The sequence below is a fragment of the Bowmanella yangjiangensis genome (genome assembly GCF_018531185.1).
Taxonomy (GTDB): Bacteria; Pseudomonadota; Gammaproteobacteria; order Enterobacterales; family Alteromonadaceae; genus Bowmanella; species Bowmanella yangjiangensis.
This window is the reverse complement of the sequence record NZ_JAHDJU010000002.1, coordinates 862,461-886,483: the sequence shown is the minus strand read 5'-3', so window position 1 is coordinate 886,483 and position 24,023 is coordinate 862,461. Positions and strand designations below refer to the sequence as shown.

Sequence of the window (24,023 nt, the reverse complement as noted above, 5' to 3'; positions counted from 1 at the left end):
AGGCTTTATTCACATTCCTTTATTGGCGGACATTTCACTTGTTATCAACCAAGTAGACTAGTAACTGTTAACCCTTCATGGAGATTAGGTTATGCTTGCCGCCACATTAGCCTGGATGGCTTACGGGAATAGATGTACGGGTTTCAAACGTTGCAGCACAATCAAAATAAACACCTTTTGCTTGGTGGCCTTTTGATCTGTCTTTTACTCAGCGGCCTGGCAACAGCAGTACAGGAACATTTCCCGTTCGATGAAGAATTCTACCTTAAACTCCGCCAACGATATGGCGAGCGGGCAGAACGCCCAGTAAAAGCCTGGCAAAATTTGATCGAAGAGCAACAACAAAATGGCATCATCGCTCAGCTAAATGCCACCAATTATTTTGCCAATCGTCGTATCCGCTATGCCACCGACATGGAACACTGGCGACAAAATGACTATTGGGCCACGCCGATAGAGAGCTTGGTATCTCAGCGCGGTGATTGTGAAGACTACGCCATTTTAAAATATGCCACCTTACGTGCTTTGGGTGTTCCGGAAGATAAACTGCGCCTGATGTACGTGCGCGCTTCTACCGTAAATGAGCCGCATATGGTGTTGATCTATTTTGAGACACCACAGTCATTACCTTTGGTGCTGGATAATTTAACCGATAAGATTTTACCCGCAGACCAACGCAAGGATCTGCGCCCGGTTTACTCCTTTAATGGTCAAGGCCTTTGGTTGGCCAGAGCACAAGGATTGGGTAAACCGGTAAAAAACAGCAGCGGCGTGTCCAGCTGGACCAAGCTGCTAGAGCGTATCGAGAAAGGGGAATGAGCGATTGATGTTAATCGCTGGGGCGGTATGTTTGGAGAATAAAAAGTGACAGAACAAGATGGAGTCAATGTCAGCGGTGGCCTGTCGTTAAAGGCTCAGCTGTATGGTTTGCTGGTTACCCTGTTAGCCCTGGCCTTTGCCAGTGCTTTGTATACCAGCATTGAAGGGGTAAGAGCCTATCAAGCTAAGCAACTTGCCTCGCATGCTCAGGACGCGGCGCATAACCTGGGTCTGGCTATCTCACCGCATTTGGACGAGCCCGGCTTAATTCTCGCGGAAACCATGGCGAGTGCCATATTTGATTCCGGTTACTATGAGCAAATTCAGTTTGTCGACAATAAAGGCGAAACGCGCTTCTCCCGAGTGCATGAAAACAGTGAGCTAGACGTCCCCCAATGGTTTCAAGATTGATTTCCGCTGCACGCCCCTAAGATGCAAAGTGAAGTCGCCAACGGCTGGGTGCCTGGAGGTACACTTACCGTGCAATCTCACGTTGGCCAAGCTTACGAAGCACTATGGCAAAGTGCAGTAGGGCTTTCGCTCAATACGCTGTGGTTGCTGGTTGCTGCCATGCTGATTGGTTACTTAATTTTAAAAGCGGTGCTAAGTCCGCTGTCAGCCTTAAAAGGTCAGGCTCTGGCTGTGATGAGAAAAGAATTTCATCAGGTTAAGCGGCGCCCCTTTACCCTGGAACTACGTGCTCTGGTCAGCGCTTTTAACCAAATGGTCAGCAATACAGAACGCAGTTTCTCAGAGCAAGCTAACTACGCCAAACAGCTATCCGAGCAGCTTTATGTGGATGGCTTGACCGGCTTACCCAATCGCCAGGCACTGATAATGCAATTCGAACCGCAACGGGAAGATGCCAGATTACACAACGACAGCTTACAACTTGGCCTTATCCGTTTGCCTTCTTTAGCCGACATTAACCAAAATGAAGGCTATACGGGTGGCGATCAGTACCTAATGAAGTGCATCACCATCGTCCAGAAACATCTGGCGAAAAGAGCGGATACCCGCCTTTATCGCCTATCTGGTTCAGAGCTGGCAATACTGTGCAGACTGGATACCGGTGACCTGATTCAACTACAGCAACACCTGAGTAACGAGTTCGTTACGCAGTCTGCAGAGTTGTATCCTCTGGGCTTTGCTCAGGTTTACTTCACGAAAGTAGAAGAGAAAGAATCCTTTTCAGAAGCCATCAGCCGTCTGGATACATTGCACCTCACTGATAATGAAGCGAAACCCACAGCCGTCCTGGAAGACACAACAGAAGGGCATAGCCGCCAATATTGGCGCGGTGTAATAAAGCAATATACGGCCATTACCCAAACCGGCTTACCTATTGAAACTGAAAGCCAATTTGAGCATTTAAGCACCAGTCTGGCGAAACATTTTGAACTTATGCTGCAACCCATACTGGGTAAAGATGGCAATATCATCTACTCAGAATCCTTGGTCAGATTCAATTGGCAACAAGCCAGTTTATCCACGGCAGCAACTTTCGCCATGGCAGAAAGGTTAAACCTTGGACCAGCATTAGAAAGAGCCGTTTTGTGTTATGTGTTATCGCAGTTACGCCATCACCCGGATCACCGTGTCGGTATTAATCTGAGCAATGTATTTGTGCATGACCGCATGCATCAGCAGTGGCTCCTAACGCTGTTGAAAACACTAAAAGGTCAGTTACCACCATTAGTATTTGAAATTAAGGAAAGCGCCTTAATTAGCCAGGGACATCGTTTGAAGGACCTGATACAAAGTCTGCATGAGCTGGGGGCTCAGGTCACTATTGAACATTTCGGTGCGCATCTGAGCAGCTTCCAGTCTATAGGTAATATGAATATCGATTTTGTGAAAATTGACGGCAGCTTTATTCGCAGCCTGAATCAGCATAACAACGTGTTCTTTGTGCAGAGTCTCACCCAAATTTGCCACGCCGTCGGTGTCAAGGTGCTGGCATGTCATGTGGAAAACGCTACGACAGCCAGACAATGTCTGCAGTTACATATAGATGGCATACAAGGCAGAGGCTTTGCAGATACAGCGTCGATCAGCGACTGTTTTAAAAATTTCATATACAGTGACACCCCGGCTGGTTTAGAATTGCGCAACAGATTTTTGTCGTAATCAATGAGGGACCATTATGAAAATCAAGCATTTGTCAGTTTTCTTGGCCGCTGCACTGTCTGTTTCTGCCGTTCAAGCTCAGCAAACGCTGAATATGGCTGAACTACAACAGGGCTATGCACAGGCTGCTAATCAAGGTATCAGTTTCGTACAGTATCTGCGTCAGCAAGTACTGACCGACGAGATGATTGCTGCTAACTCCGCCAACGCAGAACAAACCCTGACATCGCTGTTAGCCTTGCTTCGTGACAACCAAGAGCAAGTGGCTGAACTGCTGGACTCTGTATCTGCCAGTGGTTTTTCCTCAGACCAGCTTCTGACCAGCGCAGTGGGTGCCGGTATTGACCCTACTCTGGTTAGCACCCTGATTGCCGATACAGCAACAGCAGCGCCAGGTGCTGCTACAGGTCCAGCTCCGGCTCCTGGTGTACTAGGTCTTGGTGCAGGCACTGGTGGTGGTGGCGCTACCGCATCCAACAACTAAGTTGGTGAGATTCAGTAAAGAGGGCCGACAGGCCCTTTTTTGTTAGTCTGTAATTCGGCTTCAATCTATGAACAAAGCGACGTCAGGATTTTATGGCAGCACTCCCCTGATATGGTGGCTGGGGTTTATTCTGGTTTGGGCTCCCATCCCTCTTGGTAGCAATCGTCCCTGGGCCTGGGCGTTATTACATGGCCTGATAGCCTTGGGCGGTATTTGGCACTTGTTTCAGGTAGCCCGCAATAAAGCCCCACTTTTCCCTAAACAATGGCAACTCCTGCTGCTCTTCGGCCCAGTCCTTATAGCTATGTATCTAGCCGCCCAGCTCGCTTGCGCTTTGCCGGAGATATGCAGTGTCGACCCATATCAAACCAATATTATGTTGGAAAAGTCGCTTTATCTTTTGCTATTTACTTATTTACTCAGCCAAAACTGCCGCAATCACCATCAACTAAAGATCATTCTGATTTGCATCCTAATCTCCGGTGGCTTACAGGCGATCTATGGCAGCCTGTTAAATCTAAGCGGGCTGGAGTTGTCCCCTGTATTTGGCATTCCCGAAGGAGAAAAAGCCAGAGGCAGCTTTGTTTACCAGAATCACTATGCAAACTATCTTGCGCTTTGTCTGAGCATTGCAATCGGGTGGATGCTCAGTGAGCTAAGCACCAGCAAACAGAAAGTCCCCCTTGCTAAATGGCTAAGGGCTTTGGCGGAATTAATGCTCAGCCGCAAGCTTTTGCTGCGTCTAGCTATCATTCTGATGGTTGTGGGTTTAGTGCTAAGCCGCTCCAGAATGGGTAACGCAGGATTCTTTACCGCCTTAGGTATAGTTGCTGTACTGGCTTTGTTTATTTATCGTCGCCCACCACCACTGCTTAAATGGTTGGTACTCAGTATTTTTGTGTTGGATATGCTGTTGATTGGCTCAATGTTTGGGGTCGAAAAGGTAAAACAGCGCATGCAAGATACCAGCTTTGTCAGTGAGGCCCGTGATGAAGTGGTTATGCACAGTCTGCCATTATTGGAAGAGCAAGGGCTCACTGGCACTGGCGGGGGCACTTTCTATACTGTCTTTCCTCGCTATCAACAGCAATCCTATAGCGGCTTTTACGACCACGCACACAATGACTATTTACAGTTTGCCATTGAGCTGGGTTGGCCGGTAACTGTATTACTTTGTGCTTGGCTTGCCATTGCACTATGGCAATCTTTGTATGTCATGAATAAGCGTAAAACCAAGCTCTATCAGGGTGTTGCCTTTGGCTGCTGTATGGCTTGGGTACATATGCTAATGCACAGTAGCGTAGACTTTAGTTTGCAGGCGCCGGCTAACAGTCTGCTGTTTATGACCATACTGACATTAGCTTATTTGGTCAGGATGCTGCCTGGTGAGCGCAAAGTCGCCCAAGGTAATTGACTTTTTCGTCGGCCAAAGGTGGAGTTCGATTAAATAGATAAGCGCATACAACAATCTCGCGCTGATACTTTGCTACGAGATCTCTTAGTGTTGCCAGAGAACTCCAATGACCTTCAGCCGCCCGTCCAGATATTTTTAGCAGCCACGCCTTATCTGTTGGTGACAAAGCATCCCACTTTGCCAATCCCACCCCCAGTTGTTGACGTAAAACTTCGGGCAAAAATGGACCATAGTATTCGGCCTGCTGCAGTTGGTTCACTGCGCCTGGAAGATCATTTCCCCAAAAAGCCAACACAAATCCATAGTCTGCATAAGCAACCGGCCACTCAGGTCTTAGCGAGATAGCCTTTTTATACAGCGGTATTAATATCTCGGCACCTGAAGTCTCGAAATGAAAATGCATACCCCACTCGAGTACCTTCGCCAGGGTGAGTATGTAATGAGCGGATTCCGGCTGACTTTCCAAAGCACGATTAGCAGCATTTAGGATTTGCTGATAAGCCTCTTCGGTTGGAACCTCACCTTTTTGCCACTTTTGCAAAGCTTCATCGACGACATAGTACTGAATATTACCCTGAGCAGACTGATACAAAGCCGGTACTTGCCAAATCAGCAATACCAGAATTAACGCCGCAAATAGTCGGCTAGTGTGGCTCTTTAGCAGAACAAGCTTTGACATATATTGCCCGGGGTAGTTATCAACAATTGCTCGGCCTTGTTTTCTCCTACCAGTTCGCAGGCCCTGTCAAAAGACTGCCGCATTCTTGGTGGACGACGTTTAACCGAATGGGTGTCTGAGGCGATAATGTCAAACAAGCCTTCGCTGAGCCACTTTTCCCCCAGAGTCTGGGCTGTTTCGCCCATTTCCCCAATCAGTGCCGAAGCTGTTAGTTGAAATAAACAACCAGCTTGCTTAAAGGGTCTGATAAGTTCGGGGTTTGACTGCAAGTCACGATTCCGTTCGGGATGGGCAATCATAGGCAAAATAGACTGTCGACACAGCCACTTAATCAGCCGGTCTGCACCGGGTGGGATGTGACTATGCGGGAACTCTAATAACAGCACTTTATGGCCATTCAGCTCACCTAGAAACAACAATTCGCCTTTCTCAACCGCTGGTAGCAATTCTGCGCAAACTCGTGCTTCACAGGCACTGCGTAACTCTATTGGTATATCTTCCGCACTGCACAGTGACTGTAAATGACCGAGCCCTGCGAGAATTTTTATTCTGTCGTTGTCAAAGCGGCCCGGATACCAATGGGGTGTACAAACTATGCGGCTGACACCTTGCTCAGCCGCCATACGCAACAATGCCAGTGATTCTTGCGAATCACTGGCACCATCATCAATACCTGGTATCAAATGGGCATGAAGATCAATCATGCCTTCCCTGCAGGTTGTTCATAGGTCTGATAGTATCCGTATTCGGCGCTGCCGCCATAGTAGCTGGTCTGCTTATCTGTGGCTAACTGGTTTACTACTACACCATACACCCTGGCATGGGCTTGATGCAGTTTAGCCAACACGTGCTGAACCACCGGGCTGCGGGTACTGTCGGCTTTGACAACCAGCACCACAGCATCGGCCTTAGGTGCGATCACCAGCGCATCACTGACGGCCTGAACAGGTGGCGTATCCACGATAATTTTATCGTAGTGCTTAGATAGCTGCTCCAGTAGAGCGCTTAACTTATCGCCTGATAGCAATTCCAGAGGATTAAGCGGCACAGCACCGGCAGGCATAACATCAATGCCTCTGACATCTTTGATAATGCAATCTTCGAGCACTTCAGTGCCACCGAGACAATCGGCCAATCCTGGCTGATAAGGAGGCAACTCCAGACGGTTTGCAACCGTTGGCTTACGCATATCCGCATCAATCAACAAGACACGTTCGAGGCTTGAAAATGCGAAGGCCAGATTCAATGACGCGGTGGATTTACCTTCTTCCGGCAACGAGGAGGTCACTTCGATAACCTTCAAGGGTTTGTCCAGCGCCATCAATGACAAGCTAGTACGAATGCTACGTATTGCTTCGCTATAGAGCTTTTGCTGATCGTCAAAGAAGGCAAAGGTTTTGTCTTTCTGCTCCAGTTTTTTCTTCAATCTAGGGATATACCCCAAGGCCCGATGACGCAACAAGGTTTCAACATCCTTGGGCGACTTCACAGTATCGTTCAAGGCATCAAATACCAAAGCCACAACCATACCCAAACCAATACTGGCAACAAAAGCCAGTAATACAATCAGTTTACGCTTGGGCTTAACCGCTTCGGTAGGCATAGTGGCAAAATCGGTAAAACGCGCCACAGGGGAGTTGAAATCACCGACAACCTCGGTCTCCTTCTGACGCCCAAGGAAACTATCGAATAACGTTCGGTTAGTTTCTACTTCGCGCTGCAAACGGCGATATTCGGTTTCAACTGAGCTTAATCCGGAAAATACTGAACGTGCTTGTTGTAGTTGAGATTCAAGCGCCACCAGATTTTGATCCGCTGACTCCAGCTCCTTCTCAATGCCGTTAACCAGTTCCTGAATTTGACGACGCAAGTTATCGTGAACTGTCTTTAATTCCGCCTGCGCAGCAATCATTTTCGGATGTTTAGGACCATACACCTGCGTGAGTTCAGACACTTTACGCTCGACAGAAATAAGCTCCCTGCGCACGTTTTGAATTGACGGATGTGAAGTAACTTCAGGCAAGCTTTGCAGACGCTGGTAGTTGTTTTTATAGCGTTCCAGCAACTGCCATAGCCCTTCGGCTTGCGCCTTACGAGAGCGAGCCGTAGTTATATCGTCGGTAAGTTGTTCCAGCTCACGCGCGTCCAGGCTGGTAATACCGGCCACATCCACCAGATTGTTCGCCTCTCTAAAGCTTTCTAAACGCTTTTCTGAATCCTCCAAACGCTGGCGAAGTTCCTCAAGACGCCCACCTAACCAGGTATTGGCCTTTTGCGTAATCCCCATTCTTGCGTCTAATTGGCTTTCGATATAAGCCTGCCCCAAAGCATTAGCGACATCCCGCGCCAGTTTAGGGTCTTCGGACTCAAAGCTGATTTCAACCAATTGAGTACGGCGTATTGGATTGACACTGATTCGATCTATAAAACGATTTAGGGTTTTAGTCGTTTTTCGTAACTCAGCAGCTTCAGGATCCAATGACTGTTCGGCAGGTAAGAACGGCAGCGCTGACTTAATCAGCTTAACTAAATCATCCGTTAATGAAGACTTACCCTGGAATTCAGGATGCTCCAGAATATTGAACTGATGAAAAACTCGCTCGGCAACTGCTCGGGATTTAATAATCTCAAACTGCGTCAGGTAATATTCCTGCTGCGTGGAATTAAACCCATATACTTCTTCGATTTTGATAGCTTGTGCTTGCTGGGCTTCAATAAGCAATGTTGAGGTTGCTCGATAGACTTTTGGCATACCGAACACAACGAGGCCAGCCACCAGAGTCACCATCAATGCCATTAATAAAATGCGCCATTTGGCATTCAAAATAACCAGAAAAGTCTTACGCAGGTCGATCACCTGTTCCTTACTTCCCTGTTCCTGCATATTCACTGAGTCCATAGGCGTCATGACTAGAAAAATCTCTGTTGTATAGTGATGGTATCGCCGGCAAACACCCGACTATTCAAGGTTCCCGTTTCCTGCTGCGACTTATTACCTTCGCGGGAAAGATTCACGCCTTCCTTAGACGCACGCTCAGTCAAACCGCCAGCCAAGGCCACAGCCTGATTAACTGTCATACCCGGTTGATAAGGGTATGCACCAGGCTTTTTAACTTCACCATGAATGTAAAAAGGACGATAAGCCACTATGCCCACGTAGACATTGGGATTAATCAGATAGTCTCCTTTGAGTCCATCATGAATCAGCACCTCAACTTCCTTTAAGGTCAAGCCACTTAAGCGCAGCGCGCCCAGAAACGGATAGTTGATAATTCCACTGTCGGTAAGTTGGGTATTGAGATCTAACTCTTCCTCACCATACACTTTGATTTCTATGCTATCGCCCGGTCCCAAACGATAGTTCTCGCCACTTTGGGCGAGAACTATGCTTGAGAACAACAGCGCTCCGAGAATATACAGAATTCGCATGCTATCCCTTACAGATTGATACCTACACCGACATAAAAGACGGTTTTATCAAACTCAAAACGATCATCGGTAGACGTACGATCAGAGATCTCAACGCCACCCTCTAACTTCCAAAGGTAGCTGATACGATAACTGGCTTTTGCTTCATAACGCCAGTATTTATCTTGTTGATCGTAACCCTGGTAGTCGGAACGAACGTAGCCGGCGACCAGATTGGTTTCCAGATCTTCACTCCAATTATGCTCCCACCCTAAACCATGAGCGCTCTCTTTTATTACATCACCACGTAAGTCCGGATCACGGGCTTTACGACCCGTTTCAAAGGTTACGGTTGAGTAAGACAAAGGTTGCCAGTTCACGGCTGCCTGCCAGGAGATACCACTGAAATCCTCACGCCCCGCAGAGTCAAAGCTCTTTTTCTGATAACCGATACGGAACTCACCGCTGGTCAGTGCGGTAGCCTGCCAATCCATACCCACCAGATAACGGGTATCGATGTTGTCACGATTACCGCCGACGGGATCAATTTTGTCGTAGCGAATATCATCGCGGGTAACCTGAGCAACCAAACTGGTGAACGCGCCGGTGTCGTAATAGAAAGCCGCTGACGCGTTGGCTTTATTAAACTCACGGAATTGGGTCACAGCCTCCAGATTTTGATAATCTTTTTGCGTGTAACCACCACCAAGGCGAATACGCGCTGGCGTTGTACGAGCACCAAATTCGAAGTAGCCATTGATGCCCAGCGTACGATGTTCGGTAGGCTCTAACTGGGTTGCACCGTTAGCATCAAAAACGCCAGTACCGCGTTCATCGTGACCTTCAGCGAAAGATGCTTCAACAAACACACGGTGAGAATCAGTAAACTCCCATTTCGCATCAGCACCAGCGTAAACATCTAGGTAGTTGTCAATGCTGCTGGAAAAATACTGCCCCTTACTAACCCCGGCTTGCAGATTGTATTCATTCACACCATCCAACAAACGGGCAGCAATGGTAGGTGAATACACCGCAATAGTGCTGCTCTCTTCGTCAGCGTTAGTGTTGGCGATGTTGTCGTCGTGTTTAAGCTTGACGTCAAAACCTGGCATTATGTCAAAGCCGCTTTCCGTCTGAATAACGTAGCCGGCTTGTTCCTGTGCTATAGCGGCACTGCTCAACGTAGCAGCCACCAGCAGGCTCAAATAAGTAGGTTTGTTCATTATGAGTTGTCCCCTAGTAAGCATTTTTTCCGGTAAATCCCTTAAATAACGTCATAAACACAATGCGGATATCGAACCAAAGTGACCAATGACGAATGTACTCCAGGTCGTACTTGACTCGCATTTCCATCTTTTCCAAAGTGTCTGTTTCTCCACGCCAGCCATTCACTTGCGCCCAACCGGTAATACCCGGCCGAACCTTATGTCTGAGCATGTAATAAGCTACTTGCTTGCGATACTCTTCATTGTGCGCAACGGCATGAGGCCTTGGACCAACAACTGACATATCACCCAAAAGCACATTGATAAACTGTGGTAATTCATCCAGCGAAGTACGGCGCAAAAAAGCGCCCAGGCGAGTAATGCGGGGGTCATTCTTGGTTGCCTGTACCACCTTGGCACCATTTTCCTGCACACGCATAGAGCGGAACTTAAGCACCTTGATAGCCTTGCCATCCAAACCATAACGGTTCTGGCGGAAAAACACCGGACCGGTTGAATCGACTTTAATGGCCACCGCAATGAGTGCCAACAAGGGCGAAATCAACAGCAGCACCGATGCACTAAATAACAGATCAAAGGTACGTTTGTAAAAATCCTTGATGCCATAAACCGGGGATTCAAACACACTTAACGTGTCCATCTCACCCACGCTGCCAATACGCGCATGCATCAGGTTTTTCAGCAAGAAGTCAGGAACCAGCAGTACGTCGACCGTGGTGTCTCCAAGGCGTTGAATAATGTCTGCGATACGCCTTTCCGCCAGCATCGGCAAGCAGATATACAATTTAGATACCTTGCCTTGCTGCGCCATTTCTACAGCCTGCTCAATAGAACCTTTCAGCAGATGTTTATAACCTTGTCCTAGCCTTTCTGCTGTTCGATCATCGAAGAAGCCAATACATTCAAACCCAAGCTCGATATGGTCCTGCATTTGCTGATGCAACTGCATACCGGACTTGGTCATACCAACAATAGCGACGGTCTGCATGCTCAAACCACGGCGTCGACGCCAAGCTTTTATATGCTTGGCAGAGATTCGCCAACTCACCAAGGCCAACAGACTGGATGAATACCAACCTAGCAACACCACACGTGAAAAGGTGGCACCTTCCTTCAACACAAACAACAACGAGAAAATCAATAGAAAACAAGCACTATGCACTAAGATGAGTAACATCAACATGCGGGAAAAACGCCCAACCCGCCATGAACGATAAAGTGCTACAGATTCTCCAATGTATGCGTACAAAAGCACCAAGGATAGCAATACCAACAGGTAGTCACGGGAGAAGGTCACACCATATAGGTGGCTGGCTAAAAACAATGTCGTCGCCAAGATAAACACATCTATGATGCGATAGAGAAAATGTGTCGACGAATCAATCTTAAACAATGAGGAGGTATCCATTTTCAAATCCTTGAAACGAAGTGCCTAAATTCCGTTAAGCGCTTTAGCGGTGGCCGATCCTATAGTAAAAAAACTACACAGTTCAACTTTTAAACAGAAGAACCTGCATCCCGCTATGCTAAGCGCATAATTATATAAATAAAATTTACTACCGATTGAGTATTATACTGCTAGCTCTGACAAACCTGGGCAGCATAAACCAACAAAATAATGCCATCCCCCAGCCTAATGCCGATGCTCCAAAGTCTGCACTGCTAAACTTCCTGTAGGGAACCCAGATCTGAATTAATTCATCAATGCCGTACATCACCAGCAAGATGGCAAAGAAGCCCAACTGGCGCGTCATTACATACCTTCGTATAGCGAGCAACTGCGCTAACGCCAGAGACAAACCGCAACCAACCAACATATGCAAGTAATGGTCTGACCCTAACCATCGCTCAATAGCTTTAGGTAAAGTATCCCATCCTGGTATGTATTTAGCGGCTATCACTACCAAACACGTCAAAAAAACAACAAGTGCAAGCCTGTCGCCAAAAGTCCATTTTTGTTTCAGTTTCATGAACCCGATACTTTCCGTGTTGGCTTGCCAAAAACCGCATTAACATCGCGTTAACACACGTATTTGCTCACTTCTTGATGTCCTTTTTCTAGGATAACAAGTAGAAAATTGCCGCGCATCTAAAACATAATATTATTTTTTAGGGGTTACTGATTTTTTTTACCTTACAGCATGTGTTTGTCAGGGTTTTTTACAGACTGTCAGAATGAAAAATGAAATAAACCATACATATCAATAGCATGAGTTTGTGGCCCATTTCTTGCTTTATCAAATTGCAGGAGATGTTGTAATTTTTTTTCAGATAAGGAGATTCTCGATGCTGAAAGCTAACTTGTTGAAATCTTTAGTATTAGCTTTAAGTTTTGGCGCAGCAGGCGCCCACGCCTCAATCGTCACGAACGGAAGTTTTGAAGACGGTGCTGGTGATTTGATTATTTTCAATAATACCGGACCATCTTGGAAACATGACCCCAATGTAACCTTCGATAATTTGGGTACAGCTGCACCAGGGCAGCGTTGGGGTGTCTATGAGAATCTAGACAACTGGCAAGCTCGCGCTGGTTCAGGTGTCGAAGCTCAGTTCAACGGTAACATTGTTGATGCTGCCAACGGCACACAGTTTAATGCTTTTGACGGTAACTATTACGTTGAACTGGATACTCACTTTGATTACGAGAATCCAACCAATAGTAACTCGTGGATCCGTCAGCAACTGACCGGATTAAACATTGGTCAGACTTATGAGCTTTCTTTTGCTTATGCCGCCCGTACTCAGGATACTGATGATAATGGTATCGGTGTTTACTGGGGCGAGACTGAAGATTTGTTCGGCAGTTTGTTCCAAGTAAGTGTGGATTACGATGGGTCTAACTGGCTGAACTGGACAACTTATACTTACCGTTTTACTGCCTCTGCCGCTGAAATGTTCCTGGGCTTCCAAGCACTGGGCAATAAAGCCTGGGATGTAAATGTTGGTGGTCAGGACTATTACAATGCAGACAGTAACAAATACGGTGGTTTCCTGGATGCGGTTAACGTTACTGCAGTTCCAGAGCCAGGTACGCTAGCTGCATTGGCACTAGGTTTAGTTGGTTTGGGTGCAATGCGCCGTAGAGCCAAATAAATACTGTCAGACTTTTTTACAAAAAACGCCAGACATAGTCTGGCGTTTTTTTATGCTCACACGATATAGAATTAAAGCTCGTTATAAAAGCGTCAATATTTGCTGCACCTTATTCACCCTGTTCAGGCTTCTTGCGTAAGTTTTGCCACCAAAAACTCACTATCTGCCCAATCCCCAATAGTAAAAAACGCGGATTGTGCTTTATATACCGCCAAAAAAGTCGTCTTGGCTCCTGACTAAAGCGATAAAGCCACTCTAATCCAAATTTTTGCATCCAACGGGGGGCAGACAGCTTACTTCCAGTAACAAAATCCAACGCCGCACCAATGCCTATCATTAATGGGCCTAGGTACTGATGACTTGCCATCCATTTTTCTTGTTTAGGGCAACCCAGTCCAACCAGCAACAATTGCACATCTAAACGTTGAATATCTGCCGCTACTTTTTGCTCCTCCTCGGCAGTTAACGGCCTGAATGGTGGTGCATATCGATAAACTAACCTTAAACGAGGATAACGGTTCAGTAAGGTGTCAGTCAGGCTTTGCAGAACAACACTATTTTGACCACCATAAATTCCGACGCGAATCCCGTTAGCCTGCGCTAATTCACAAACTGCCAGGAAAAGGTCCTGACCGCGCACTTGCTTGGCCTTTGAATAACCTAGCAATCGCTGCATCCATAGCAAAGGCCTGCCATCAGGGAGAACCAACCTCGCCTGCCTTAAAAGCAACGCAAATTCCGGATCATCATGGGCCTCCATGCACATATGTACGTTGGCCAGGCAAACATAGCCTTTTTGGCCGGTCTGACACATCAACAGAATGCTATCTAGTGCTTGTTGGCAACTCGTCACTGCCACGTCAGTTGAAACGATATAAGACTTCAATCTGTGCTTCCCTGACCTTGATGTAATTCCTTATAGAGGCCAATAAGCTGTTCAGCATGCGCCTCTGGGGTATAGTGTTGTTCATAGTGTCTCCTGCCCATATGGCCAAGATGACGCAGACGTTCAGGTTCAGCCAACAACTGTTTAATTTGGTTTGCAAAAGCCGAAACACTTTCCAATTCTATCCATTCGCCATTCACTCCTGGCTGCACCAGCTCTTTCAATGCACCTCTGGCACTGACCAATACCGGCGTGGCATGGGAAAAGGCTTCCACAACCACATTGCCAAAAGTTTCGGCCACTTGCGAAGGAACAATTAACAATTTTGCCTGGGCATATAGCTTGCTGAGTGTGGATGCATCCACTTCTCCAACAAAACGGACGTTTTGCGGAACGTCTGCCGTCGGCGGCTTATCGGCACCAGCAATGACCAGCGGAAAATTGACCTGGTGCCAGGCTTCAAGCAGCCTATCTAGTCCTTTTTCTGGTGCATTTCGCCCGACAAAAAGAGCAAATGTGCGTTCAACTTGATTGGTTGGCTGATTATCCAACACAGGGTCTGGACAAAAGTGCGGGATAACCCGCAATTTATCGGCGGCAAATCCCGCTTCTATATATTGCTGTCGAACAAATTCAGAGGGGCAGATAAAGGCATCCACCTGTTTTAACCAAGTCTTGCGCCAGCGGTGCAGCTCAATCATGCCCCCGATGGCCAGACTGGCAAGTTTGCTGCCCTGATATGCACCTTGCCAGCATTGCTGCAAAGTGTGGCGAACCGAATATTCCACCAAACCTTCAGTCAACATGGCCGATGGGGTAAGACTCCGGAAATTATGCAGTGTGAATACTGTTTTCAGTCCCTGACATTTGGCGTAATAGAAGATAGAAGGAGACAACAGCGGGAAAAAATTGTGCACATGTAATATATCGCCGACAGATACCGGAAATGCAGCCAACTGTTGCCGGACATCAGACTGCCAAATTGTACCCAACACCAACCTCAGCTTTTGCCTGGTACTGGGATGCAAAGGATTGTTGAGATACCAGGGAAGCAGAGAAACGCCCGATTTTTGCAATAGCGACGCCTCGCGTTCGACCACCACGTCTTCACCGCCACGTTTGCTATAGAAGCAATGAGCCTGGATCACCTTCACTTCAAGACTCCTTCCAGCAAGCAATCACCTATACCGCGGCTAAAGCGCTCAACCATAGCTGGCATTCCAAAGCGCTCGGCACTTTCCAATGCACCTTTTGCACAATGCTGATAAGTCTCAGGGTTTTCCAGCAAGTTGGTTACGGCATCAGCCAGCAGCGTTGCTGATGGTGAGACTATCAGGCCGTTCTCATCAGGAGAAAGGTAAGCGATTTCAGGGCTATGGTAAGGTAATTCACAGGTAACATAAGGCAAACCTGCGGCGAAGGCATCAAGAATCGCCAGCCCGGTTAACCCTGGGTTTAGCACTAGTGAGGCCTCAGCATATGCCTTGGCTTTATCCTCTCCAAAACGGGCCCCCCGATAATCCAGCCAAGGGCTTGGTTTTAAAAGGGTTTCGAGCGGGCCAGCGCCAAGCACAATCAGACGCGATATTACGCCACGTTTGTAAAGATGCTCCGCGGCATCAAATAACAGGTCCAGACGTTTATCCTGATACAAAGCGCCACAGAAAAGCACGGTGTCAGCTTGTTGCAACCCTGCCAGCCGATAATTTTTTACTTGCTCGGCAAATTTCTGCGTATCAACACTGTTGTTTACTGAGCTTATGCGTGAAGCCGGCATGCCCGAGGCTTCTACCGAACTTGCCACCTTGTCGGTGTAAGCAAAAAACCAGTCGGCCTGAGTCAACATGGCGGCTTTAAATTTCTCCCGCCAGCCAGTGTAACGGCTCTGATGATTATGCCCATGCCCCCACCATGCAAGCTTCGGCTGTCCGATCAGGCGCCTGCTTATCATAAGCGCATAGGTAAGCAAATGTCGGTTAGCCTGCTCTACAATGACCAGATCGTAATTGCTAAGACCGCCAACTCTTTGCCAGGTTAGCTTACCCATTCTCAATACCGGCACCCTTTGATAAAAAGCGTTAGGTGAAGTGAGTATATTGTCCTGCTTACTGCGTTCTTTGTTGTCCGGCAGTGAAAACGCAACCGTCAGTTCAATGTTCTGTAATCGCAACGCGTCGTGCAATGAATCAAACAAAGCCAGACGATACTGCTTGAGTACATCCTGAATGATCAGTACCCGCTTCATTTGGCGTTTGCCCCACTGTCAGCATCCAAGTCAGCGGGCTTTCGCCCCCGCAACCACAACCATAAGCACGGTGCCAACTTGCGCATCAGCGCCTTGCCCCAGAGCAAAGGCCAAACCAAACCTCCGTGTCGCCGAACAAAATGCATCCACTCGCCAACAGGCACGAATCTGGCTGGGTTATTCAATAGCGCCAGCCTGGTCGACATGGGTAACGAAGCGTCAAATACCGAGTTCAGCTTAGTATTTGAAGCACATTGCCCGTAAAAGCCCGGTGCTACGTATAGCCCGAACCCTGCTTGTTTCAGCCTTAAACCATAATCAAAATCGCCGAGGGCATGGGTATAGGTTTTATCCAGTATGCCGACTGCATCCACAGCTTCTTTCGTGACAAAGCACAAGTTGCCATTGATAAAGTCACATTCAATGGGATATTCATCTGGAGAGAGCAGCTTGCCAAACCCTAACGGGTGCCATGCATGCCTGCTGCGTCTGCCACCATAGCTAATGACCGTGCTGTCTGGTTCATGCATGCTGCCCACCAGCGCACCTAATTTGCCAGATACGGATGATTGCCAAAAATGCAACCTGGCCAGGGCATCAGGCTGTAACTGCACATCATCGTTTAGCCAGATATACGCATCATAGGATTGCGGCAAGGCGTGCTGCCACAAACAGGCCATCGCCCCATTCCAGTACATATCACCCCGGCCCTGATAGCATTTAACCTGGGGGAATTGCTCCTTTACAGCCGTTGATGTGCCGTCACTACTGCCATCATCGAGCAGGAAAATATCCAGACTGACATCAGTTGGTAACTGCTGCGCTGACAGCGAAGCCAGACAAGCCAGGGTTTTTTCCTTGCGATTGTAACAACAGAGCATGACTGCATATCTCAACATAGAGATTGCACCTCAGTAGCCTGGGAGTTAAGCAGACGACGATATGTGGGATATAGCCAAGCTAAGATGATCACTTCCCCAACTATGAGGCCATATAAACTGGCGTTTACATCGACCGTCAAAATCATCACTAACAGCAGTGGCAAGGTCACCAGTGCGGAGGTAACACAGGCTTTCGCTAACAGACCGAATTGATCATTTGCCTGGGCAAACAATGAGGGAGTCAGTCGAACACTACGCAGCAATACAATGGCCCCCCACAACAAACAAAGATAAAGCATCATGCTGTTATCTTTAGCTTCCCACAAACCGTGCGAAGGCCAGATCAACAAGGCAATAACGAGTAAGGCATTGCCCGCCCACAGCAAGGCAGACCAGGCCATCATTTGCCGTGCAGCCAGACGCACAGCACTGCTATCTTGCGCTGCCAGTAACTGCACCAAGCGAGGACGCTCAAACGAAGCCAAGGCCCCCTGCACCACAAAGCAAGGGCGAAACAACAGCGCAGCCGCAGCAATAGGCGCAAAAGCCGCCGGCCCCGCCAGCAAACTAATCAGATAACTGTGTCCGTTGGTGGTGGCCTCCACGCTTAACGCTCCAGTCAGGGCCGCCTTTCCTTGCTGATTTACGCCATGCTTAACGGCGTTCCATTCGCGCCTAAACAGCGCCGTCATTAATAATGACGCATGCGTTCGGCCTAGCGCTATGAGCCCACCACATTGGGCAATGGCACACACCAGCAACATACCTTGCAAGGTTATCCACTCAATAGCCCACAGCAGCAGCGCACCAATCAGCATCAGCACCGAGGTAGTCAAATCACTGGATACCGCCAGGGCAGGTTTCACACTCAGCGCATAGTTGCGACCAAACCAGCGTAGTGTGCCGCAAAACACCAACATGGATGCCCACAACATGACAGGTGCAGCGGCAGCCAGCCCCAATGTGATCAACACTTGCCCGGCCGACAGCAAGGCTGCTAAAAGCAAGCTGGCAGAAAAAAAGCCTCGCAGTTGGCCTTCATCAGGCTGTTTTTCTTTGAGAAACAATAATAAGGGGGAGCCCAACAAGGCATTACTTATGCCATAAGCAAGCCCGGTGCTGACCTGCAGCATAGCAAAACTGCCAAACTCGGCAGCATCGGCAAACCACAACAACAACAAGGATAGAGTCAGATTCGCACCGGCAAGGGACGCACTGGAAGAAACATTCAGGATACGGCGCCATCCTGGCCACAGGCTTTTCATTAATACCTATCCGACATAATAAACAACACAAGTAAACAGGAGCTGGCTGACATACCCTATTTGTGTTTGGACACCACGCATCCTGCCCTGTTAAGTGGCTGACAAGTTAGCATATTTTGCATAACTAATCAGCAGTTACCTAACATATGCGGCTAAAGAAAAGACACGCAAATTCCCTTAGATAGTTGCTTTGACCAAGACTTGTTCCCACGATAGAGTGGTAGACATAGCGTAAAAAACCATCAGAAAGGGGACCTGCAGTATGGCCGGTTCGTGGCAATGGTCTGGGGAGTCAAACATCCCTCAGTATTGGTCATGGCTGACAACCCAAGCGGCCAGCAGAGACTTAACTCTTTGTCAGACCGAATCGCTTTCAGGCCCAATAAGGTTGATAGATAACGCGGATTGTCATATCGCCAGACAAGACAAGCTATTGCTGCAAATTGAACAGGAATTGATAAGCCTCAGCCAGACCGACTTTCACCAGCTTAAGCGCACGCATGCGAAGCACTTGGTTTTCCCTCTGGCTTCTGAAATGCTTTGTAGAAACCTTGTGGACGTGCCGGCCTGGTTATCCAGCCTACCCAGCCTGCGGCCTTTGCAGGTATTAGCTTATGGCGAAGGCCATTACCAGCAGTGGCGGCTGTTAAACAAAATGCAAAAAACTTGCGGGATAATTCACTGGCTGAGTATCAAATTAGACAACCAGGCCGCGCTTAGCTTTTGTTTCTGCCGGTCTTATCGTGGATTTCGAAAAAGTGAGAAGTTGTTGAAAGCCTGGCAACAACTGCTGGAACGAGAATGTCCCAGTCAAGCCCTTGATTTTACTGCCTTGTTCGCAGCAAACCCATTAGTTGCAGAGAATCCAGAACTTAGCCAAATCCCTGGCAATCCAGAAATTGCCGTACAGGCCAGGAGTTGGTTAAAAGCTTTGCTGAGTGGTGCCTGTAGTAATGAACACGGCATTATTTTGGACGTCGATAACGAGTATTTACATCAATACCGGGTGAATATGCGCAAAGCACGTTCACTGCTGTCGCTATGTAAGGGGATATTTGTTGAAACTCAGCAGCGGAGCTTTGCACAAAAATTGACAGAATGGATGCAACAAACCAATGCATTACGTGATCTAGACGTGCACCTGCAAGACTTAAGCAACTACAAATTGATACTGCCCGCTCACCTGCAAAGCCAAGCGGATGAATTGCAGCGCCGGTTACACGATAAGCGCAAAAGCGCCCTGCGCAGTGTGAAGAGATTACTTGATTCCTCCCGCTATCAACGGGAGAGGCAAGCTCTGCTAGAGGAAACTTCACGACTAACCTTAGGCCCGAAAGGGCATAAGCATGCTTACCAGTACGGCCGTAAGCGGCTATTCAAGCAGTTAGGCAAAATATTCACCTTGGCAAACCGGCTAGATGAGCAATCACCTGATAATGATTTACATCAGTTGCGTATTGCGCTGAAAAAGGCCCGTTATCTTGCTGAGTTTTTTCAGCCAACGAAAACCACTAAGCCATTGTTAAAGCTGACATCTTGGTTAAAGCGGTTAACTCAGGACTTCGGTCAGTTCAATGATGCCTGTGTGCAGCAACTAGCTTTGCAAGCTTGGTTGGAGGAGGCCAAGGCAGACAAACGCACATCCGTTGACTACCACCACGCACTGAACTTACTGCTGCTGAACTACCAGGCACAAAAACAGCAGTACAAACTAAAGATACACCAGCATGTAACTAAGCTACGTGACCCCATCCATCAATCTAAGTTACTGGCCACTATGTAAGCCAACTCACGCCTAAGGGAGCAACCTATGAAAATCATTGCCTGTTATAGCAACAAAGGCGGGGTGGGAAAAACAGCCAGCGCCGTTAATCTGGCGCATTTAATGGCGCAATCCGGGCAAAAAGTACTGCTTTGTGATTTGGACCCGCAAGGTGCCTCGGCATTTTACTTTCGCCTCAAACCGGCCAAAAAGCTCACCGAGGATAGTTTTTTCACCGATCAAGACAAACTGCTGAAAGCCATAAAGGGGAGTGATTATGAAAACCTCGATGTACTGCCCGCCAATATGGATTTTCGTGATTTCGATATTTTCCTGTCACGGTTGGCCAAAGGCCATGGGGCATTAAAGAAGACTCTGAAAAGCGTAAAGAAAGACTATGACATTGTGCTGCTTGACTGCCCACCGACCATTTCCATGTTATCCGAATCGGTATTTAGCTGTGCCGACAAAGTAATAGTACCCGTAATCCCCAGTACCTTATCGGAGCGCACCTTAGAACAGCTGTTGGACTTTTTCACTCAGCATAAGCTGGAAAAAAGCAAGATTCTGGCCTTCTTCTCCATGGTCCAGGTAAGTAAAAAGTTGCACCTTGATACTATGCAACGTCTGGGGGAGCAGCATGCTGACATGCTGCTGAGCACCTACATTCCATTCTCTTCACATATTGAACGTATGGGAGTAAACCGTGCGCCAGCCACAGATTTTGCCAAAGCCACACCGGCTGCCCAGCATTATCTTGATCTATGGCGGGAACTGGTAACACGAATATGAACCCGATGCCGATTTGTCCGTATAACTAGTGAGTGTTAATGATTCGGACCAGCGCACATGACCATTAAACTGACTGAGCTTACTAAAACCACGCATATTGAAAAGGTGATCATTCAATCCCTGGATTTATCAGTGTTTCAGCTTTATGTGACCATTAACCACCAGGAGCACTTGGTGGTCGATGAATCCGGTCGGGCCATTCGGGCCACCAATATACTTAGCCTGCAGAAGTTATTTGACGGTATCAAGGTTGGCCAGATGCGCCTTCGCCATGAAAGCGCCTATGATGAAATGATCGGTCAACCGGCGAAACCTGGAGGGAATCGCTTGGAAGTACCGCTGGGAAACAACAGGTTGTATTAACACTCATGGTGCTATGGTTTATGGCAATGCCTTGGGAATGTTAAGTTTCCCCTCTTAGTGTTCTCTTGTTTATCTGAATTCTTTTTCTTACCGCGAAGAACACAGAAAACACGAAGGGAAGACGACCTAGCCGAACCAATACGGGCTCAAAATAATCCCATTTGGTTACTGGCCAGCTCATCAAAGCTTAGGTCGACAAACGGCAGGATCCCTTCTGCTACCGGTCTAAGCTGCTTTTCCACATAATGGTCGTAATCAATAGCGCTATGTTGGTATTCCATTGGTTGTGGGCCATCCAGGGTAATCACATAGGTAACCCAGCCCTTGTGTTGGTATTGCAACGGCTTACCTTGCGCATAATTTTGCTCATCCGCTAACCTGGCTGCTCTGGCATGAGGAGGGACATTCTTAACATAGCGAGCCAGCGGCCTTCTCAGGCGTTTACGATAAGTCAGTTGGCTATCCAGCTTGCCGCTACGGGTATCGTCGATGATACCGCGAATGTAACCGGCCACATCTTCCCCGGCGAATACTCTGCGGTAGAGCTCGTTCTGAAACTGCCTGGCCAGCGGCGTCCAGTCCGAGCGCACCGACTCCAGACCTTTGAATACAAGGGTTTCACCTTCAGCGCTGGCTTTAAGTCCGGCATAACGTTTCTTACTTCCCAGTTCAGAACCGCGAATGGTGGGCATCAAAAAGCGTTTGTAGTGGGTCTCAAATTCAATTTCCAGATAGCAGTCCAGTTGCAACTCATCCTGCAACTTTTTCTGCCAGCGCTGATTAATCATGCTCTCCAGATGTTGACCAATCTTGGTGGCCGCCTCATCTGCCACCTCATCCCCCAGCCAGACAAAAGTAGAGTCGGTATCACCGTAAATCACCTGATAGCCTTCGGCTTCTATCCACTTAGCAGTGGTTTGCATAATTTCGTGGCCACGTAAGGTGATGGAGCTGGCCAGCCGGGTATCGTAAAAACGGCAGCCCCCCGAGCCAAGCACACCATAAAAGGAGTTCATCAGTATCTTGATAGCCTGAGAACGAGCGGCGTCCTTTTGCTTTTTGGCTTCGTCACGCTGCTGCCACAGCCCGGCGATAATGTCAGGTAAAAAGTGCGTATTTCGAGAAAACTGCGCACCGCGAAAGCCAGGGATGGCTTTGTCCGGAGCAAGTAAACCTTCAATTAAGCCGAGAGGATCTATCTTAAAAGTGCGGATAATAGAGGGATACAGGCTCTTAAAATCCAACACCAATACCTGACGGTACAAGCCAGGCCTTGAGTCCATAACATAACCGCCGGGGCTGGCCAAACCGCCGCCCAAGGGTAGGTTGGGGGCAATATAGCCCGCCCGATGCAACTTGGGTAAATACACATTGGTAAAAGCCGCCACCGAGCCACCGCTGCGATCCAGTTCCAAGCCGGTTAACTGGCTGCGTAATCTTAAGAAGTCTATCAGTCGCGTATGAGCGAATATCTCCAGCACCAACTTGCAGTCTTGCAGGTTGTACTTAGCAAGCTTGACCTTGTTATGTAGAAAATCATGTTTGATGGTGGCCAGACGATTAGCCACATCCTCGGTATCTTTACCTTTACCCAGGAGTTGTTGCGCCACAAATTCAAGGCTGAAACTGTCAAACTGGTAGGTAGCGGTTTTCAGCGCATCAATACCATCGAGCGCCACCCGCCCGGCCATGCTGATAAAGCCCTGATTGGCTTCACGGCCATCACGCCAGGTGGCAAAACCCCCACCGCGGCCCAGCTTGAGCTTAATGCCTTTCAGTTCAGCGCGCTGCAGCAGCAGTTTGAAATCAAAATTCACCACCGCCCAACCAATAAAGAGATCCGGGTCGTAATCAGCAACGGCGGCCTCCAATGCTTTAAGCAAAGCGGTTTCATCCGCCACCCATTCAATCCAGTCAGGGCCTTCTTGCACCGCACCTATCATAATGACTTTTTGATAGTCATCGGCGGCCAGCCCTATGGAATACAGCTCCCCTTTTTCACTGCATTCTATGTCCAAAGACAGCAAACGAAATTGCACAGGCTGTTCAGCAGCCCGCACTTTGGCATCCAACACTTCCAGATAGCCTTGGCGCTGATGAGTGGTGCCGGTAAAAGCCAGACTACCGTAGGAAAACCGCTCCATTAGATAGCGGTCGGCCAGGCGGATATCATCTTCATAGCAAGTCAGCCCGGCGCCTTTCAATATATCTTTGGCCTGAAAAGCCGCCGACTGCGAGGAAAAATACAGGGCACAGACAGCTTGCTGGGCAAAAGTCTTCAGTGGCAATGCTTTCAACCCAAAACGAACTCCTGCCCTATGAAGCAAGTTTTCAGCGTTACCTGCATCATCCTGAGCAATGAAAAACACTGATTTTTGCGGCTCGGTTAACAGCCGCACAGGCCCTTGTTCGGTAGCCAACCAGAGTTCAAGCAAGGTTCCATTGGCGGAATCCAGGTTGCTACGAGTAAGCACAAAACCGGTGTGATAACTGGACAAGAAAGTTTCTCTTGGCGAAAGACGAATGGGCTGCTGAGGCGCTAACGATACCAATGATGGACAGCATAGCCTAAAGGT

Annotated in this window: 21 protein-coding genes and 1 pseudogene; 9 read left to right on the top strand and 13 right to left on the bottom strand. The window is 48.1% G+C overall.

Features of this window, described 5'->3' with window-relative positions; translation table 11 throughout:
- Positions 1-192 precede the first annotated feature (192 nt).
- The 5 genes and pseudogenes from KJY73_RS13375 (at position 193) to KJY73_RS13355 (ending at position 4,847) form a co-directional block, all read left to right on the top strand.
- Positions 193-819, top strand: a complete 627-nt coding sequence (locus KJY73_RS13375; RefSeq protein ID WP_232848600.1) for a transglutaminase-like cysteine peptidase — start codon at positions 193-195, stop codon at positions 817-819.
- 45 nt (positions 820-864) lie between these two features.
- Positions 865-1,326: pseudogene (locus tag KJY73_RS13370) on the top strand (LapD/MoxY N-terminal periplasmic domain-containing protein); the annotation flags it as partial.
- Between the two features lie 63 nt (positions 1,327-1,389).
- Positions 1,390-2,949 (top strand): EAL domain-containing protein, encoded by a 1,560-nt coding sequence (locus KJY73_RS13365; RefSeq protein ID WP_332874214.1) that lies wholly within the window; start codon positions 1,390-1,392, stop codon positions 2,947-2,949.
- Positions 2,950-2,965: 16 nt separating this feature from the next.
- Positions 2,966-3,433, top strand: a complete 468-nt coding sequence (locus tag KJY73_RS13360) for a hypothetical protein (RefSeq protein WP_214344217.1) — start codon at positions 2,966-2,968, stop codon at positions 3,431-3,433.
- A 67-nt stretch (positions 3,434-3,500) separates the two neighbouring features.
- Complete coding sequence (locus KJY73_RS13355; protein WP_214344216.1) at positions 3,501-4,847, top strand: O-antigen ligase family protein; 1,347 nt, start codon at positions 3,501-3,503, stop codon at positions 4,845-4,847.
- Here the strand turns inward: KJY73_RS13355 and KJY73_RS13350 are convergent.
- The 7 genes from KJY73_RS13350 to KJY73_RS13320 all read right to left on the bottom strand — a co-directional run bounded on the left by KJY73_RS13350 (position 4,804) and on the right by KJY73_RS13320 (position 12,130).
- Positions 4,804-5,526 (bottom strand): hypothetical protein, encoded by a 723-nt coding sequence (locus KJY73_RS13350; protein ID WP_214344215.1) that lies wholly within the window; start codon positions 5,524-5,526, stop codon positions 4,804-4,806. The genes KJY73_RS13355 and KJY73_RS13350 overlap by 44 nt on opposite strands.
- Complete coding sequence (locus tag KJY73_RS13345) at positions 5,505-6,230, bottom strand: tyrosine-protein phosphatase (RefSeq protein ID WP_214344214.1); 726 nt, start codon at positions 6,228-6,230, stop codon at positions 5,505-5,507. Before KJY73_RS13345 ends, KJY73_RS13350 begins: the two co-directional genes overlap by 22 nt.
- Complete coding sequence (locus KJY73_RS13340; RefSeq protein ID WP_214344213.1) at positions 6,227-8,434, bottom strand: GumC family protein; 2,208 nt, start codon at positions 8,432-8,434, stop codon at positions 6,227-6,229. The genes KJY73_RS13345 and KJY73_RS13340 overlap by 4 nt, the downstream gene beginning before the upstream one ends.
- Positions 8,435-8,436: 2 nt before the next feature.
- On the bottom strand, positions 8,437-8,955 hold the full coding sequence (locus tag KJY73_RS13335) for a polysaccharide biosynthesis/export family protein (RefSeq protein WP_214344212.1): 519 nt from the start codon (positions 8,953-8,955) through the stop codon (positions 8,437-8,439).
- An 8-nt stretch (positions 8,956-8,963) separates the two neighbouring features.
- Entirely contained in the window at positions 8,964-10,157 is a 1,194-nt protein-coding gene (locus KJY73_RS13330; protein WP_214344211.1) for an outer membrane beta-barrel protein, read from the bottom strand.
- 13 nt (positions 10,158-10,170) lie between these two features.
- Positions 10,171-11,568 carry an undecaprenyl-phosphate glucose phosphotransferase gene (locus KJY73_RS13325; protein ID WP_214344210.1) on the bottom strand — a complete coding sequence of 466 codons (1,398 nt, stop codon included), beginning with the start codon at positions 11,566-11,568 and terminating at the stop codon, positions 10,171-10,173.
- Positions 11,569-11,716: 148 nt separating this feature from the next.
- Positions 11,717-12,130, bottom strand: coding sequence for a VanZ family protein (locus tag KJY73_RS13320; protein ID WP_214344209.1), 414 nt, complete (start codon positions 12,128-12,130; stop codon positions 11,717-11,719).
- A gap of 247 nt (positions 12,131-12,377) precedes the next feature.
- On the opposite strand from KJY73_RS13320, the gene KJY73_RS21780 reads away from it, so the two are divergent.
- Entirely contained in the window at positions 12,378-13,253 is an 876-nt protein-coding gene (locus KJY73_RS21780) for a PEP-CTERM sorting domain-containing protein (RefSeq protein ID WP_232848599.1), read from the top strand.
- Between the two features lie 109 nt (positions 13,254-13,362).
- Here KJY73_RS21780 and KJY73_RS13310 read toward each other — a convergent pair whose 3' ends face one another.
- Genes KJY73_RS13310 through KJY73_RS13290 form a run of 5 tightly spaced genes read right to left on the bottom strand, consistent with a single transcriptional unit; the run spans position 13,363 to position 18,530 of the window.
- Entirely contained in the window at positions 13,363-14,139 is a 777-nt protein-coding gene (locus KJY73_RS13310; RefSeq protein ID WP_214344208.1) for a WecB/TagA/CpsF family glycosyltransferase, read from the bottom strand.
- Positions 14,136-15,293: a glycosyltransferase family 4 protein gene (locus KJY73_RS13305; protein ID WP_214344207.1), complete on the bottom strand. Its 1,158-nt coding sequence runs from the start codon at positions 15,291-15,293 to the stop codon at positions 14,136-14,138. Before KJY73_RS13305 ends, KJY73_RS13310 begins: the two co-directional genes overlap by 4 nt.
- Complete coding sequence (locus KJY73_RS13300) at positions 15,290-16,384, bottom strand: glycosyltransferase family 4 protein (RefSeq protein ID WP_214344206.1); 1,095 nt, start codon at positions 16,382-16,384, stop codon at positions 15,290-15,292. Before KJY73_RS13300 ends, KJY73_RS13305 begins: the two co-directional genes overlap by 4 nt.
- Positions 16,381-17,283, bottom strand: a complete 903-nt coding sequence (locus KJY73_RS13295) for a glycosyltransferase family 2 protein (RefSeq protein ID WP_214344205.1) — start codon at positions 17,281-17,283, stop codon at positions 16,381-16,383. The genes KJY73_RS13300 and KJY73_RS13295 overlap by 4 nt, the downstream gene beginning before the upstream one ends.
- Entirely contained in the window at positions 17,277-18,530 is a 1,254-nt protein-coding gene (locus KJY73_RS13290) for a hypothetical protein (RefSeq protein WP_214344204.1), read from the bottom strand. The genes KJY73_RS13295 and KJY73_RS13290 overlap by 7 nt, the downstream gene beginning before the upstream one ends.
- 262 nt (positions 18,531-18,792) lie before the next feature.
- On the opposite strand from KJY73_RS13290, the gene KJY73_RS13285 reads away from it, so the two are divergent.
- From KJY73_RS13285 to KJY73_RS13275, 3 genes are read left to right on the top strand one after another with little or no spacing between them, the layout of a single operon-like run.
- Positions 18,793-20,313, top strand: coding sequence for a CHAD domain-containing protein (locus tag KJY73_RS13285; protein WP_214344203.1), 1,521 nt, complete (start codon positions 18,793-18,795; stop codon positions 20,311-20,313).
- Between the two features lie 27 nt (positions 20,314-20,340).
- Positions 20,341-21,084: a ParA family protein gene (locus tag KJY73_RS13280; RefSeq protein ID WP_214344202.1), complete on the top strand. Its 744-nt coding sequence runs from the start codon at positions 20,341-20,343 to the stop codon at positions 21,082-21,084.
- Between the two features lie 57 nt (positions 21,085-21,141).
- The gene (locus tag KJY73_RS13275; protein ID WP_214344201.1) at positions 21,142-21,447 is read left to right on the top strand and encodes a DUF6482 family protein; all 306 of its coding nucleotides are present in this window, start codon (positions 21,142-21,144) and stop codon (positions 21,445-21,447) included.
- Positions 21,448-21,593: 146 nt separating this feature from the next.
- Here the strand turns inward: KJY73_RS13275 and KJY73_RS13270 are convergent, their stop codons facing one another.
- On the bottom strand, positions 21,594-23,945 hold the full coding sequence (locus tag KJY73_RS13270) for a DNA polymerase II (protein ID WP_214344200.1): 2,352 nt from the start codon (positions 23,943-23,945) through the stop codon (positions 21,594-21,596).
- Positions 23,946-24,023 lie beyond the last annotated feature (78 nt).

Excerpts from the sequence above, each read along its gene's own strand:
- KJY73_RS13365 (WP_332874214.1), top strand. The coding sequence starts at position 1,390 with ATGCTGATTGGTTACTTAATTTTAAAAGCGGTGCTAAGTCCGCTGTCA.
- KJY73_RS13360 (WP_214344217.1), top strand. The coding sequence starts at position 2,966 with ATGAAAATCAAGCATTTGTCAGTTTTCTTGGCCGCTGCACTGTCTGTT.
- KJY73_RS13355 (WP_214344216.1), top strand. The coding sequence starts at position 3,501 with ATGAACAAAGCGACGTCAGGATTTTATGGCAGCACTCCCCTGATATGG.
- KJY73_RS13350 (WP_214344215.1), bottom strand. The coding sequence starts at position 5,526 with ATGTCAAAGCTTGTTCTGCTAAAGAGCCACACTAGCCGACTATTTGCG.
- KJY73_RS13345 (WP_214344214.1), bottom strand. The coding sequence starts at position 6,230 with ATGATTGATCTTCATGCCCATTTGATACCAGGTATTGATGATGGTGCC.
- KJY73_RS13340 (WP_214344213.1), bottom strand. The coding sequence starts at position 8,434 with ATGACGCCTATGGACTCAGTGAATATGCAGGAACAGGGAAGTAAGGAA.
- KJY73_RS13335 (WP_214344212.1), bottom strand. The coding sequence starts at position 8,955 with ATGCGAATTCTGTATATTCTCGGAGCGCTGTTGTTCTCAAGCATAGTT.
- KJY73_RS13330 (WP_214344211.1), bottom strand. The coding sequence starts at position 10,157 with ATGAACAAACCTACTTATTTGAGCCTGCTGGTGGCTGCTACGTTGAGC.
- KJY73_RS13325 (WP_214344210.1), bottom strand. The coding sequence starts at position 11,568 with ATGGATACCTCCTCATTGTTTAAGATTGATTCGTCGACACATTTTCTC.
- KJY73_RS13320 (WP_214344209.1), bottom strand. The coding sequence starts at position 12,130 with ATGAAACTGAAACAAAAATGGACTTTTGGCGACAGGCTTGCACTTGTT.
- KJY73_RS13300 (WP_214344206.1), bottom strand. The coding sequence starts at position 16,384 with ATGAAGCGGGTACTGATCATTCAGGATGTACTCAAGCAGTATCGTCTG.
- KJY73_RS13295 (WP_214344205.1), bottom strand. The coding sequence starts at position 17,283 with ATGTTGAGATATGCAGTCATGCTCTGTTGTTACAATCGCAAGGAAAAA.
- KJY73_RS13290 (WP_214344204.1), bottom strand. The coding sequence starts at position 18,530 with ATGAAAAGCCTGTGGCCAGGATGGCGCCGTATCCTGAATGTTTCTTCC.
- KJY73_RS13285 (WP_214344203.1), top strand. The coding sequence starts at position 18,793 with ATGGCCGGTTCGTGGCAATGGTCTGGGGAGTCAAACATCCCTCAGTAT.
- KJY73_RS13280 (WP_214344202.1), top strand. The coding sequence starts at position 20,341 with ATGAAAATCATTGCCTGTTATAGCAACAAAGGCGGGGTGGGAAAAACA.
- KJY73_RS13275 (WP_214344201.1), top strand. The coding sequence starts at position 21,142 with ATGACCATTAAACTGACTGAGCTTACTAAAACCACGCATATTGAAAAG.